This is a genomic window from Kribbella sp. NPDC054772 (genome assembly GCF_053611945.1).
Window position 1 is genome coordinate 1 of record NZ_JBSHBJ010000008.1, and the last position, 13947, is coordinate 13947.

A 13947-nucleotide genomic window follows, 5' to 3' on the forward strand; every position below is an offset into this window, starting at 1 on the left:
AAAACGCTCGACTGGGACACCCCAGCCGAGCGTTTGCGTGATCTACTCACCACCTAGAACCCAAGGCGGTGTTGCGACGACCCCTTGAAACCGCCGAGGGTGCCGGGTCCGTCTGAGGGGGCGGGGGTGGGGCTGTCAGGCAGGTTCGCGTCGGGTCAGCAGGGCCTGCCTGACAGGTCTTTCAGTGGTCGACCGCCTTCTCGGCGCCGGCGCCGGTGAGCGAGCGGACCTCCATCTCGGCGAAGCGGTCGACGTCGACGGCTTCCTTGCTGGTGATCGTGCCGATCCAGCCGAGCAGGAACGCCAGCGGGATCGTGACGATGCCGGGGTTGTCGAGCGGGAACCAGTGGAAGTCGATGCCGGTGTCGGTGATCATCGACAGGCTCTTGCCGGTCTTGGCGTCGACCTTGCCGGAGACGACCGGGCTGAACGCGATCAGGATGATCGTCGAGGCCAGACCGCCGTAGATGCTCCACAGCGCGCCGCGGGTGTTGAACCGGCGCCAGAACAGCGAGTACAGGATCGTCGGCAGGTTCGCGCTGGCCGCGACCGCGAACGCGAGCGCCACCAGGAAGGCCACGTTCTGGCCGTTCGCGAAGATCCCGCCGAGAATCGCCACGATGCCGATCACGACCGCGGTGTACCGCGCGACCCGTACCTCGCCGACGCCGCTGATCTGGCCCTTCTTGATGATCTGGCCGTAGATGTCGTGCGCGAACGACGTACTCGCGGTGATCGTCAGACCGGCGACCACGGCGAGGATCGTCGCGAACGCGACCGCCGAGATGACACCGAGCAGCACTTCACCACCGAGTTCGAAGGCCAGCAGCGGTGCGGCCGAGTTGGCCTTGCCGGGCGCGGCCTTGATCCGGTCCGGTCCGACGATCGCGGCGGCGCCGTACCCGAGGACCAGGGTGAACAGGTAGAAGATGCCGATGATCCAGATCGCCCAGGTGACGCTGCGCCTGGCCTCCTTGGAGTCCGGCACGGTGTAGAAGCGCATCAGCACGTGCGGCAGGCCCGCCGTACCGAGCACCAGGGCCAGCGCGAGCGAGATGAAGTCCAGCTTCGTCACGCCGGTGACGCCGTATTGCAGGCCGGGGCCGAGCAGTTTCTCGCCGGCGGCCGGGCTCTTGTCGACCGCCGCGCCGAGCAGACCGGACAGGTTGAAGCTGTACTTCGCCAGCACCCACAGCGTCATCAGACCGGCGCCGACCACCAGCAGGGCAGCCTTGACGATCTGGACCCAGGTGGTGCCCTTCATGCCACCGACCAGCACGTACGTGATCATCAGGATGCCGACCACTGCGATGACGATCGCCTGACCGGTGCGCCCGTTGACACCGAGCAGCAGCGCGACGAGACCACCGGCGCCGGCCATCTGCGCCAGCAGGTAGAAGAAGCAGACGATCAGCGTCGAGATCGCGGCGGCCATCCGCACCGGCCGCTGCTTGAGCCGGAACGAGAGTACGTCGGCCATCGTGAACCGGCCGGTGTTCCGGAGCAGTTCGGCGACCAGCAGCAGTGCGACCAGCCAGGCCACCAGGAAGCCGATGGAGTACAGGAAGCCGTCGTACCCGTTCAGCGCGATCGCGCCGGCGATGCCGAGGAACGACGCGGCGGACAGGTAGTCGCCGGAGATCGCGATGCCGTTCTGCGGGCCGGTGAACGAGCGGCCGCCGGCGTAGAAGTCGGCCGCGGTCCGGTTGTTCCGCGACGCCCGGAACACGATCGCCAGGGTGGCGACCACGAACAGCCCGAAGATCACGATGTTGACGGTCGGGTTACCGATGTCGGTTGCCAGCGGCAACATCAGCGGGGCGGTCACTGCGGTGCTCCCTCGATCTGGTGACGCAGCTTCTCGGCGTCCGGGTCGATCCGGCGGTCGGCCCACCGGACGTAGAACATCGTGATGGCGAACGTCGTCACGAACTGGCCGAGGCCGAACAGCAGAGCGACGGTGATGTTGCCGGCGACCTTGTGCGACATGAAGCCGTGCGCGTAGTCGGCGAGCAGGACGTAGACGAAGTACCAGACCAGGAACAGCGCGGTCATCGGGAACACGAAGTTCCGGAACCGGCGGCGCAGCTCGGAGAAGTCCGGTGACAGCTGGACGTCTCGGTACGTCGTCAGTTCCGGTTCGCGTGTCGTATCGCTCATCGCGAGACCTCCAGACGGGGATCAGGCCGGGCGGAATGAGGCCAGGCAGGGGTGCTGCGTCGTACTGTGTCCTGCGTCACGACGGACCGACAGCACCGGCACGCGTCGAGCGCTCAGCGGAGCACACCAGTCGTTCGGTGGATCACTCAGCTGCGACGAGCGGTAGGAACGGAACGACGAGCGGTCGTCATCGGGGCGGTAGGCCGCGGTCGACGTCGACTGCTTCGGGGGTGTGCAGGCGGACCATGCTGCGGGCAGCGCCGGCCGGGATACGGTCGGGGGTGAGTTTCGAGACCACGATGACGGTCAGGAACGCGAGCGGCATCGTCCACGCGGCGGGCTGCCCGACGAGCGCGCGGGTCCAGCCGGCCTGCGGTACGCCGGCGACGTTGACCAGCGCGGCGGTACTGGCCGCGATCCCGCCGACGACCAGCCCGGCCGCGGCGCCGGTGGTCGACATCCGGCGCCACCAGATCCCGAGCACCAGCAACGGGCAGAACGTCGACGAGGCCAGTGCGAACGCGAGCCCAACCGTGTCGGCGAGACTCAACGCGCCGGTCATGCTGAAGGCGAGGTACGGCACGACCATCGCGATCAGCGCCGCGATCCGGAAGCTGCGTACGGCGACGTAGTCCCCGCCGGTCCATCGGTGCAGCCGGCTCCGCAGCAGGTCCTGGTCGATCACGCCGGCGATCGCGACCGTCAGTCCCGAGGACGTCGACAGGAACGCCGCGAACGCTCCCGCGGCGACCAGTGCACCGAGCAGATCCCCAACGGTGCCAGGGAAAACTCGTCCCGGCAGCTCGAGCACGACGGTGTCCCCGCCAGTCCCGACCAGATCCGGTGCGAACGTCCGCCCGAGCACGGCGTACATCGGTGGGAACAAATAGAAGAAGCCGAGCAGTGCCAACACGACGACAGTGGTACGGCGGGCCGCCCGCCCGTCCGGGTTGGTGTAGAACCGGACCAGCACGTGCGGCAGCCCCATCGTCCCGAAACAAAGGGCCAGGAGCAACGAATAGGTCGCGTACAACGGGTGGTCCCGGCCGCCGGCGCGCGACAGCGGCTCGGCCCACTCACCGGCGGCACCGTGCAGTGAGTCGAGGACGCCGACCGGTTGGCGCCACACGAGCAGGATGACGAAGATCGGCGCGGCCAGTGCGGTGAGCTTGAGCCAGTACTGGAAGGCCTGGACGAAGGTGATGGACCGCATGCCACCTGCGGCGACGTTGATCACCACGATCACCGCGACGATCGCCGCTCCGACCTGCGGTGGTGCGCCGGTGACGGTCTGGACGGCCAGACCGGCACCGTGCAACTGCGGGAGGAGGTAGAGCGTTCCGATACCGACGACGAGGCCGGCGCAGATCCGGCGTACCGCTGGGGATTCGAAACGGGTCTCGGCGAAGTCCGGCAGCGTGTACGCACCGGACCGGCGTAGCGGGGCGGCGACCAGGACCAGGAGCATCAGATAGCCGACCGTGTAGCCGACGGAGAACCACAGCATGTCCGCGCCGTTGACCAGCACCAGTCCGGCGACGCCGAGGAACGACGCGGCCGACAGGTACTCTCCGCTGATCGCGGAGGCGTTCCAGCTTGGGGTGATGGCGCGGCTGGCGACGTAGAAGTCGCTGGTGGTCCGGGAGATGCGCAGACCGAACAGTCCGATCCCGATCGTTGCCACGACCACCAATCCGATCGCGGTCAGGCTGATCGCCGGCGACATCGCTACTGCCGCCCTACGAACTCGGTGAACTCGGCCTCGATCCGTTCGGCGTGCCGGACGTAGATGCGCGCGGCGACGTACACCACGGGATACACCAGGATGCCGAGGATCACCCAGGGCAGCGGCAGCCCGAAGACGGACAGTGTGCGCGCCGGCGGGACCAGCCAGAACAGCAGTGGGATGCTCCCGAGCACCAGCAGTACGCCGCCGATGACAGCCAGCGTCAGTCGGAGCTGGGACTGGATCAGCGACTGCATGTAGACCTCACCGAGCCGCGTCTGCTCGTCGATCTCGCGGGTGCCGGTGGGAGTGAGCGGACGCCGGGCCGCGCTGGCTCGGGGACTGGTGACGCGGACCCTGCGCGGTCCGTCCGCCGTACTCATCTGAGGCGCTGTCTCATCTGAGAGACGTCGAACGGACCAGGAGGTCGCGGAGCTCGCGGGTGTGCCGTCGACTCACCGGGAGCCAGTCGTCGCCCACTCGGACGGCGCACCGTCCACCGTCGACCCGCATCTCGTCCACGTGCTGCAATGCGACCAGCGTGCTCCGGTGGATCCGGGTGAACCCCGCGTCCCGCCAGCGGTCCTCGAGCGTGCTGAGTGGGACGCGCACCAGATGTGAGTTCTGGCCGGTGTGTAGTCGTGCGTAGTCACCCTGTGCCTCGACGTACCGGACCGTCGAGCGCTGGACGAACCTGGTGACGCCGGCGAGTTCGACCGGGATGACCTCGTCCTCTGTCTCTTCCGGGGACTGCAGTGCTGTCGGTGCACCCTGCGTCACCACGCGCCGGACCGCTTCGGCCAGTCGTTCCGGCCGGACCGGTTTCATGACGTAGTCGGTCGCTTCCAGGTCGAACGCTGCCACCGCGTGCTCGTCGTACGCCGTCACGAAGACGATCTGCGGGCGGCTGGCGAACTTCGACAGCACCCGGGCCAGGTCGATACCGTCCAGGCCGGGCATCTTGATGTCGCAGAACACCACGTCCAGATCGGTGGCCTGCAGGATCTTCAGCGCGTCCGGACCGTTCGAGGCCGTGCGGATTTCGCCGATCCTGGCGTCCTGGCCGAGCAGGTACACCAGTTCGGCCAGGGCGGGCTCCTCGTCGTCTGCGACCAGGGCACGCAGGGGAGTGTCGGCCATGGTGCGAACAGTAGTCGCCTGACCACGATCTGGCTCTAGCGTCTAGGACGCCAATCGTGGCGGAAGATCCGACTGATGCTCCCAGCGCACCCGGTGCGAGCCGTAACCCGCTGCGTGTACGCCGTCGTGCCCGCGTGGCCGCCGGCAGTAGTAATGCGGAGAGTAGAGATCCTTGCACGAGTCGTCGTGGCTCGTGTAAGCGAACTCGAGGTCCAACCGGGTGTCAATGCTCATGGAAGTCGCCCTTGTCGCGCGCGCGGTCTGCCCCCACCCACACCCAGTATCACCCGATGCGGTGGGAGCGGGGCACCCGCTCCCACCGTGGACACGTTGTTACTTGATCAGCCCGTGCGGATCGAGGATGTACTTCCGCGCGGCGCCGTGGTCGAACTCGGCGTACCCACGGGGTGCGTCGTCCAGCGAGATGACCGTGGCGTTGACGTTCTTCGCGATCTGGGTCCGGTCGGCGAGGATCGCCTTCATCAGCTGCCGGTTGTACCGCATCACCGGGCACTGGCCGGTCGTGAACGACAACGACTTCGCCCAGCCGAGGCCGAGCCGGATCGACAGCGAACCGATCTTCGCCGCCTCGTCGCCGGCCCCGGGGTCACCGGTCACGTACAGCCCTGGGATACCGACCGCGCCACCGGCCTTGGTGACGTCCATGACCGTGTTCAGCACCGTCGCCGGCCGCTCGGCCTGGGCGTCGCTGCCGTGCCCGTGGGCCTCGAACCCGACGGCGTCGATCGCACAGTCGACCTCGGGTTCACCGAGGATCTGCTCGATCTGGTCCTTCGGGTCGCCCTTCGACACGTCGATCGCCTCGCAGCCGAAGCTGCGCGCCTGGTCCAGCCGCTCCTTCTGCAGGTCCGCGACCATCACCACCGACGCCCCGAGCAGCAACGCCGACGTGGCCGCGGCGAGCCCGACCGGGCCCGCGCCCGCGACGTACACCGTCGAACCGGTGCCGACACCGGCGGTGACGGCGCCGTGGTAGCCGGTCGGGAAGATGTCGGCGAGCATCGCCAGGTCGCGGATCTTCTCCAGCGCCTTGTCCTTGTCGGGGAACTTCAGCAGGTTCCAGTCCGCGTACGGAACCAGCGCGTACTCGGCCTGACCGCCGACCCAGCCACCCATGTCGACGTACCCGTACGCCGATCCCGGCCGGTCCGGGTTCACGTTCAGGCAGACGCCGGTCTTGCCCTCCTTGCAGTTCACGCACCGCCCGCAGGCGATGTTGAACGGTACCGAGACCAGGTCGCCGACCTTGATGAACTCGACGTCCCGCCCGGTCTCGACCACCTCACCGGTGATCTCGTGGCCGAGCGCGAGTCCCGGCGGCGCCGTCGTGCGGCCGCGGACCATGTGCTGGTCGCTGCCGCAGATGTTGGTCGCGACCACCTTGAGGATCGCGCCGTGCGGAACCTGCCGGCCGACATTCGCAGGGTTGACCCCCGGTCCGTCCTTGAGTTCCAGGGTCGGATAGTCGATGGTCTCGACTGCCACGGAGCCCGGTCCCTTGTAGATGACTGCCCTGTTTCCCGGCACGAGCACTACTCCCCTCCAGGACGCTCCACCGATGCCGGTGGAGTCGTGCGATACCGCTTGCTGTGGGCCGTGATCGCCACTGGAGAGGCGATCCGGTCGTCGCCTGCCGATGTCCCTGACGCTAGTCCGCCAGACCGGAAGCGTCAATGAAACAAGGGTCTTCTACGCCGATGCGTGCACACCCGAGGAGTACTTCGGGATGCGGAACGTCACCTTCGTCCCGGCGTCAACGGCCGTCTCCACGATCAGTCCGTACGTGTCGCCGTACACCTGCCGCAGGCGCGCGTCGACGTTTCCGAGACCGATCGAGTCGCTGCCGGAGCCACCGGACAACGCGGCCCGGATCACCTCCGGATCGCTGCCGGCGCCGTCGTCCTCGACGCTGATCTCGGCCTCGTTGATCCGGTCCCGCGCGCGGATGGTGATGTTGCCGACTCCCGTCGTACCTTCCAGGCCGTGCCGTACGGCGTTCTCCACCAGGGGCTGGACGACCAGGAACGGGATGACCACCGGCAGTACCTCGGGAGCGATTTGCAGCGACACCTTGAGCCGATCGCCGAAGCGGGCCTGTTCGAGGACCAGATAGCGTTCCACGTTGCGCAGCTCGTCGGCGAGCGTCGTGAACTCGCCGCCGCGGCGGAGTGCGTAGCGGGAGAAGTCCGCGAACTCCAGCAGTAGTTCACGCGCCCGCTCGGGGTCGGTGCGCACGAACGACGCGATAGCGGCCAGAGCGTTGTAGATGAAGTGCGGACTGATCTGTGCGCGGAGTGCGCGCAGCTCGGCTTCCATCGCGCGGGTGCGCTCTTTGTTGAGCTCTGCCAGCTCTACCTGGCCGGAGACCCAGCGAGCGACCTCTTCGGTCGCTCTGACGAGTGCGGCCGAGGTGTTGTTGCTGTACGCGACCAGGACGGCGACCACGCGTTCCTCGGTGACGATCGGTGCCACCACCGCCGTACGGATGGGGCACTGGGGGTCGCCACACGCCACGTCGTGTGCACCGAGAACCGCCGTACGGCCGGAACGCAGTGTCGGGGCGGCGAGGTCCTTGGCGTCGCGGCGGTGGTTGCTCTCGTACGGTCCGCCGACGCCGTCCCAGGCGAGTACGCCGGAGGAGTCGCAGATCGCGATGGCCGCCGTACCGAGGAGGTCCCGGAGGTGCTTGCTGGCCTTGCCGGCCGCGGTGGGGGTCAGACCCTCGCGCAGGTGCGGGCTGGCCAGCGAGGCGGTATGCAGGGTTGCATACGTCGCCTTGTCGGCCGGAGTCCCGAAATGCTTGCGCCGCCGCGTGAACACTCCATGACGGTAGCGGCTCAGCCCTCTGCGCGCGGCCTGAACGCCTCCAGCGCTTCCGTGTCGGAGTAGTTGCTCAGCAGGTACTCAGCGACCCACTCCGCTCGCCCGGGGTACGTGGACTCGCTCACGATCCGCTCCGCCGCCTTGGTCGCGTCCAGAGGTGCACGACGCAGTTGTACGCCGTCTGCGGTGAGGAGCGCCCAGCTCGGACCAGGAGCGCCGTACGGCATGCCGACGCTGCCTGCGTTCACCACCAGCCGCCGGTCGACCTGACGGGCGAACGGCATGTGGGTGTGACCGCAGATCACTGTTCTGACGTCGTCCGGCAGTCCGTCGAACACCTGTGCCCACCGCGAGATCGGACTGTCGACCAGCACCATCTCCTCGTCGTCCCGTGGTGTCGCGTGGCAGAACAGCGTGTCGCCGAGCGTGACCGTCGTCGGCAGTTTGGAGAGCAGTTCGACCTGATCCGGTCGCAACTGCGCCGCGGCCCACGGGCTCACTGCATCCGGTGGCTCAGCGTCGTACGCCCCCCGGGCCATTTCCACGAGCTCACGGTCCGCATTACCGCGTACCCACACTGCTCGCTCGCCCAAACCCACCAGCAGGTCCAACGTCTCCACCGGCTGCGGGCCGCTCGCGATGTCCCCGGCCAGCACGATCACGTCAGCGGTCTGCACGTCTGGCTCCGCCAACACGCTCTCCAGAGCAGGCAGCACCCCATGGACATCAGCCAGCACAGCAACCGTCGTCATGCCCGCAGTCTGCCCGCAAAGCTCAACAAACACGGGGCTATCTGCTCAGGGCAGAGACCAGACGGCCATCTCCCGAGACCGCCATCGGCTCTCCGGGGACGGTGTCGATCAGAACGGCCACTCCGGCACGTCAGGCGCCGATCAGCAGTGCGCCCTTGGCGAGCGGCGTCGCCAGTTCGCAGGCCCCAGTGGAAATGGTGCAGCGGACGATCGAGGCAGGTGTCCCCTCACCGTCATCAGCGAGCAGCAGCAGGTGCTGGTCGTCCTCGGGGACCCACTGCCGGAACACTCCAGTCCACTCGTGCAGCAGACTGCCGGACTTGGCGTCCAGAACTGTGGCAATGCCGTTGCCATAGCCGTCCTCGTACATCGGCCCGGCGATCACCGTCGCGCCGTCTGGCGTGAAGCCGGCGATCTGGTAGTCACAGGTGCGCCAGAGTCGCTTGCCGCTCGGAACGGCCAGGAGGCTGCTGCAGCTGTTCTGATTCGCCAGCGTGGTGAGCGAGCCCGCCGTACCCGCGCTGGACACCGCTGTGGCCTTCGGGACGCCGCTGAGTTCGACGACCTTCGACTCGCCCGGCGTCCACTCGTACAGCGTCGACTTGGTGCCCTCCTGCGTCGTCGAGGCATCGAAGTAGACCTTGCCGTCGGTGTAGCCCAGCAACGTCGTGTTCCACAGGCCCGGCACGGTGACCTTCTTGACGCCGTCGACGCTGTCCTGCTCGGAGTACAGGGTGGCGCCTGCCGTTGCCTCACCGGTGTCCTTGAGCCGCGAGCCGACGTACGACGCGGACAGGTCGTCCTCGGTGGTGACGATCTGGGTGATGTCAGGGGTGCGGCGGGTGATCTTGCCCTCGCTGTCGAGGGTCAGCATCTCCGTGCCGGTGCCCTTCGTGACGATGGCGAGTGCGAACGTGCCGCGCCGGGCGACCTCCTGGATGTCCGCGTTGCCCGGGATGGTGACGTCGTTGCCGGCGCCGCCGCGGATGGTGCGGCCGCTCAGGTAGGTCACCTGGGGCGCGCGGCCGGTGGTGAGTTTCTGGAGGTCGATCTTTGTCTTGGCCGGGCCGCTCGGGGTGGTCTTCGACGGCGTGGTCGGTGTCGGCTTCGGGGCGGACGACGTCGCCGACGGGGTGCTCGCGGCGGGTGACGGGGAGCTGGTGAGTGGCCCGGCGTCGGCGGCCGCAGCGGGTTGGGGGCCCTGGCGGGAGGCGAGGGCGCCGCCGCCCGCGATGGCGGCGACGGCGACGGCAGCGACGACGGCGACCAGACGGCCGTTCTGCGCTCGCATCGGGCGATCTCCTATCGATCGTGGTCAGGGCACGGCGGGTATCGACCGTGCGGCGGACCACGGTCCGGCGGGCTTCCGGCCCTGCCGTCGCAGATGTGACGTCCCGAAACACTGCTTTGTTCACTCCAGCGAACGGGTCGCAGAACGGATCGAGCATAATTACGACATGGACCAGCCACCGCGGATCGGCCGGTACTCCCTGGTCCGCCGGGTGGGTGCCGGGGGCTTCGCGACGGTCTGGCTGGCCAGGGACGAGCAGCTGGACGCCGAGGTCGCGGTCAAGATCCTGTCCGAGAACTGGGTCGAGGACGGGGACGTCCGGCGCCGCTTCCTCGACGAGGGCCGGTTCCTGCGCAAGGTCGACTCGCTGTACGTCGTGGGCGTCCACGACATCGGCGAGGCCGACGACGGCCGCCCGTTCATGGTGCTGACCTACGCCGACGGCGGCACCCTCGCGGACCGGATCAAGGCCGGCCAGCTGGAGTTCGCCGAGGCGGTCCGGATCATCACGCAGGTCGGCCGCGGCCTGAAGCACCTGCACGCCCGCGGCGTCCTGCACCGCGACGTGAAGCCCGCCAACGTCCTGTTCCGCACCGATCCGGCCGGTGACCGCGCCATGCTCTCCGACCTCGGTCTGGGCAAATCACTGGCCGAGGTCTCCCGCATCACGATGCCCGGCGGCACCCCGGCGTACGTCGCTCCGGAACAGGTGATGGGTGAGCGCCTGGACCACCGTGCCGACCTCTACTCCCTGGGAGCGGTCGCGTACGCCGCCTTCACCGGTCAGCCGCCGCACGGTGTGGTCAGCCTCGGTGCGGTGATGCAGATCGACTCACCACCGCCCTCGATGACCACGCTGCGCGAAGACGTGCCGGACGCGATCGACGTCGTCGTACGGCGTGCACTCGAACCGGACCGGGATCAGCGCTGGCCTGACCTGGACAGCTTCCTCAACGCGCTCCGTGAGGCGCACACGACCGGCAAGGTCCCGGCCCAGTTGGTGCCGGCCGCTGTGATGCCCAAACCGACGGCAGCCGCCGCACCGGTCGACCAGGACACCGCACTGGCCAACTCTGGCCAGACAACGGTGGCTACGAAGCCCAAGCGCAGTCGACGTGCCGGTGTGATCACTGCACTCGCCGCAGTGGTCCTGGCAGCCGCCGGTGGGTACGGCGGGTACCGGTACGTGCTCACCCGCCCGGTGGAGGTCGACAACAGCCCGCTGTCGGTCAAGGTTCCCAGGACCTGGCACGAGAAGGCTGTCGACCCTAGTAAGTCGCTGGTCGTCAGCACGAACACGTCTACCTGGCAGACCAACCCGCAGATCGAAGGCGTGTACGTCGGCCTGCTGAACGCCACCAAGCTTCCGGACAGCGTCACCGCCCCGACGGGCTGCACCGCCGGCTCACCCAGCAACGGCGACCAGCGGGTCACCTTCCAGATCACCTGCAGCGGCTCCCCGAGCATCGCCGAGCAGTACCGGCAGCTCAACGACAGCACACTGCTGCGGATCCAGGTCCGGGCCGCCGACGAAGCGACCCGGACCGAAGTGCTCAACTCAGCGCAATACCAGTCCTAGAAGCACCAGCTCCTAAGGCACCAGCGAAGTCAGCGACGTGATGGTTGCCTTGTGCATCCGCGGGATGACGTTGAGGGTGGCGGGGTCCGACGCGTACAGATGCGACCCGGACTCGTAGACCAGGTACGCGGTCCCGTTGTACTCCGTGATGCCCTCGGTCATGCTCGGCGCCCGGAAGCAGCTCAGCGCCGCCGCGTCCAGGTCCTTCTGCCCGCGCTTGACCACATAGATGTTGCTGCGGTTCCCACGCCCGTACGACGTGCTGTAGATGAAGTGGTTCGCAGTGATCGTCAGACCCTGTGTCTTGGTCGGGATCTCCCAGGCGCCGGCCACGGTGGTCAGCGTGCCGTCGTCCGCGATCTTGTACTCGTACATCGTTCCGCGTCCGGTGTCGTTGAACGTCCCGGCGAACAACGAGTCGCCGTAGCTCCCCATGAACGACGAGCCGGCCACGTCCCGCGCAGTGCCGACCTGCGCGAGGTACGGCGTACCGGCGGCCTTCAACGCGTCGCGGAGTTCGGTCAGCCGGTACTTGCGGATGCTACTGCCTTGACCGGACACGAACGCCCAGCCTTTGCTCACGGTGATCCCGCCGACGTGGGACTCCGCGATCGCGACCACGCCGACCGTGGAGCCGGTGGACGGGTCGATGCCGTAGATCTCCGAATCCGCGCCGTCGCGGTAGGCCGCGATCAGGAGCAGGTTCTTGCCGGAGCCGTCCCAGTCGTACCAGGTACCGGCGCCTTGCGGCGTGTAGGTACTGAGGTTCGGGATGCTCGCGCTGTTGCTGAAGCGGGCGTCGTACTTCTTCGACGCCGACGGACCGTCGTAGAACGTGGAGCCGCCGGTGGTGTCGGTGTCGCAGCTGATCGCGGCGTACGCCGGGGCCGCGGACGTGAGGGCCGCGGCGGCTGTGACGACGGTGATGATGAGGGCAAGGGGGCGTCGAGGCCGGGGCGGCGGGTCGGGCGCCAAATTCAACACTGCCATGGTGATCCTCTTCGGTTGTGGGCGAAAACCTTCGAGAATTTCAAAGTAGGGCGGCAATTGTTGACATGACAGGTTTCCCGGGCGTCGAGTTCGCGAACAGACGCCGTACCGTAGGGCCCATGACCGATCTGTCCGCGGCGATCGACCGCGTTCTGCCCAGCGTCCGTGCCGACCTCGAGGACCTCATCCGGATCCCCTCGGTCAGCTACGACCCGGCCCGCGCGGCCGACGTCCAGCGGTCCGCCGAGGCGACCGCGGCGTTGTTCGAGGCCGAGGGCTTCACGGTCAAGATCGTCCGCGCCGGCGACGGGGCGCCGGCCGTGATCGCCAAGAAGGCGGCCCCGGCCGGGAAACCGACGGTGCTGCTGTACGCGCACCACGACGTCCAGCCGACCGGTCCGGTCGAGCAGTGGACCTCCGAGCCGTTCGAGCCGACCGAGCGCGGTGACCGGCTCTACGGGCGCGGCGCCGCCGACGACAAGGCCGGGATCGCCGCACACCTCGCCGCCGTACGGGCCTTCGGCAACGATCTGCCGGTCGGGGTGACGGTGTTCGTCGAGGGTGAGGAGGAGATCGGCTCGCCGACCCTGCTGCAACTGCTCGACGAGTACTCCGAGGAGCTCGCCGCCGACGCCATCGTGATCGCCGACTCCGGCAACTGGGAGGTCGGGCACCCGGCGCTGACTGTGTCGCTGCGCGGCCTGGTCGAGGCGTACGTCGAGGTTCGGACGCTCGACCACGCGGTCCACTCCGGCCTGTTCGGCGGCCCGATCCCGGACGCGCTGTCCGCGCTCTGCCGACTGCTCGCGACCCTGCACGACGACAAGGGCGATGTCGCAGTCGACGGTCTGCACGCCTCGCGCGCCGCGGACGTCGTGTACCCGGAGGACCGGTTGCGGGCCGAGTCGAGCGTCCTGGACTCGGTCCGGCTGACCGGTTCGGGTTCGCTGGTCGACCGGCTCTGGACCCGGCCCGCGGTCGCCGTCGTCGGCATCGACGCGCCGTCGGTGGCCGAGGCCAGCAACACGCTGGTGCCGGTCGCGCGCGCCAAGGTGAGCCTGCGGGTGGCGCCGGGTGACGACGCGGAGAAGGCCAGCGCGGCGCTCAAGGACCACCTCGAGAGCCATGCGCCGTGGGGTGCGCAGGTCACCGTGACCGAGGGACAGAACGGTCAGCCGTGCAGCGTGAACGCGCGCGGCGCGGGGTACGAGGCGGCCCGTTCGGCGTTCCAGGAGGCCTGGGGCGTCGAGCCGATCGATATGGGGATGGGTGGCTCGATCCCGTTCATCGCGGAGTTCCAGCAGACCTTCCCGAAGGCCACCATCCTGGTCACCGGCGTCGAGGACCCGGACACCCGCGCGCACGGGATCGACGAGGGTCTGCACCTCGCCGAGTTCCACAAGGTCTGCCTCGCCGAGGCCCTTTTGTTGCAGAACCTCGCAAACCAGTCCTGACCAGGCTTTCC

12 protein-coding genes are annotated in these 13947 nt (G+C 68.2%); 2 read left to right on the forward strand and 10 right to left on the reverse strand.

Annotated elements, in window-relative coordinates:
* Positions 1-181 precede the first annotated feature (181 nt).
* The 9 genes from ACWGID_RS15280 to ACWGID_RS15320 all read right to left on the reverse strand — a co-directional run bounded on the left by ACWGID_RS15280 (position 182) and on the right by ACWGID_RS15320 (position 9913).
* Positions 182-1813 carry a solute symporter family protein gene (locus tag ACWGID_RS15280; protein WP_452197363.1) on the reverse strand — a complete coding sequence of 544 codons (1632 nt, stop codon included), beginning with the start codon at positions 1811-1813 and terminating at the stop codon, positions 182-184.
* An 11-nt stretch (positions 1814-1824) separates the two neighbouring features.
* Entirely contained in the window at positions 1825-2160 is a 336-nt protein-coding gene (locus ACWGID_RS15285) for a DUF485 domain-containing protein (RefSeq protein ID WP_452197092.1), read from the reverse strand.
* A 187-nt stretch (positions 2161-2347) separates the two neighbouring features.
* Positions 2348-3886, reverse strand: coding sequence for a sodium/solute symporter (locus tag ACWGID_RS15290; protein ID WP_452197093.1), 1539 nt, complete (start codon positions 3884-3886; stop codon positions 2348-2350).
* Between the two features lie 2 nt (positions 3887-3888).
* The gene (locus tag ACWGID_RS15295) at positions 3889-4269 is read right to left on the reverse strand and encodes a hypothetical protein (RefSeq protein ID WP_452197094.1); all 381 of its coding nucleotides are present in this window, start codon (positions 4267-4269) and stop codon (positions 3889-3891) included.
* Positions 4270-4282: 13 nt separating this feature from the next.
* The gene (locus tag ACWGID_RS15300) at positions 4283-5026 is read right to left on the reverse strand and encodes a LytR/AlgR family response regulator transcription factor (RefSeq protein WP_452197095.1); all 744 of its coding nucleotides are present in this window, start codon (positions 5024-5026) and stop codon (positions 4283-4285) included.
* A 333-nt stretch (positions 5027-5359) separates the two neighbouring features.
* On the reverse strand, positions 5360-6580 hold the full coding sequence (gene fdhA / locus ACWGID_RS15305; RefSeq protein ID WP_452197096.1) for a formaldehyde dehydrogenase, glutathione-independent: 1221 nt from the start codon (positions 6578-6580) through the stop codon (positions 5360-5362).
* 156 nt (positions 6581-6736) lie between these two features.
* Positions 6737-7867 carry a histidine kinase gene (locus ACWGID_RS15310; RefSeq protein ID WP_452197097.1) on the reverse strand — a complete coding sequence of 377 codons (1131 nt, stop codon included), beginning with the start codon at positions 7865-7867 and terminating at the stop codon, positions 6737-6739.
* A 17-nt stretch (positions 7868-7884) separates the two neighbouring features.
* The gene (locus ACWGID_RS15315) at positions 7885-8622 is read right to left on the reverse strand and encodes a metallophosphoesterase family protein (protein ID WP_452197098.1); all 738 of its coding nucleotides are present in this window, start codon (positions 8620-8622) and stop codon (positions 7885-7887) included.
* A gap of 130 nt (positions 8623-8752) precedes the next feature.
* Positions 8753-9913 carry a hypothetical protein gene (locus tag ACWGID_RS15320; protein ID WP_452197099.1) on the reverse strand — a complete coding sequence of 387 codons (1161 nt, stop codon included), beginning with the start codon at positions 9911-9913 and terminating at the stop codon, positions 8753-8755.
* Positions 9914-10079: 166 nt separating this feature from the next.
* Here ACWGID_RS15320 and ACWGID_RS15325 point away from each other — a divergent pair, with 166 nt between their 5' ends.
* On the forward strand, positions 10080-11492 hold the full coding sequence (locus ACWGID_RS15325) for a serine/threonine-protein kinase (RefSeq protein WP_452197100.1): 1413 nt from the start codon (positions 10080-10082) through the stop codon (positions 11490-11492).
* Positions 11493-11504: 12 nt separating this feature from the next.
* Here ACWGID_RS15325 and ACWGID_RS15330 read toward each other — a convergent pair whose 3' ends face one another.
* A complete protein-coding gene (locus tag ACWGID_RS15330; RefSeq protein ID WP_452197101.1) occupies positions 11505-12482 on the reverse strand; it encodes a hypothetical protein in 978 nt (325 codons plus the stop codon).
* Between the two features lie 119 nt (positions 12483-12601).
* Here ACWGID_RS15330 and ACWGID_RS15335 point away from each other — a divergent pair, with 119 nt between their 5' ends.
* Complete coding sequence (locus ACWGID_RS15335; RefSeq protein ID WP_452197102.1) at positions 12602-13936, forward strand: M20/M25/M40 family metallo-hydrolase; 1335 nt, start codon at positions 12602-12604, stop codon at positions 13934-13936.
* Positions 13937-13947 lie beyond the last annotated feature (11 nt).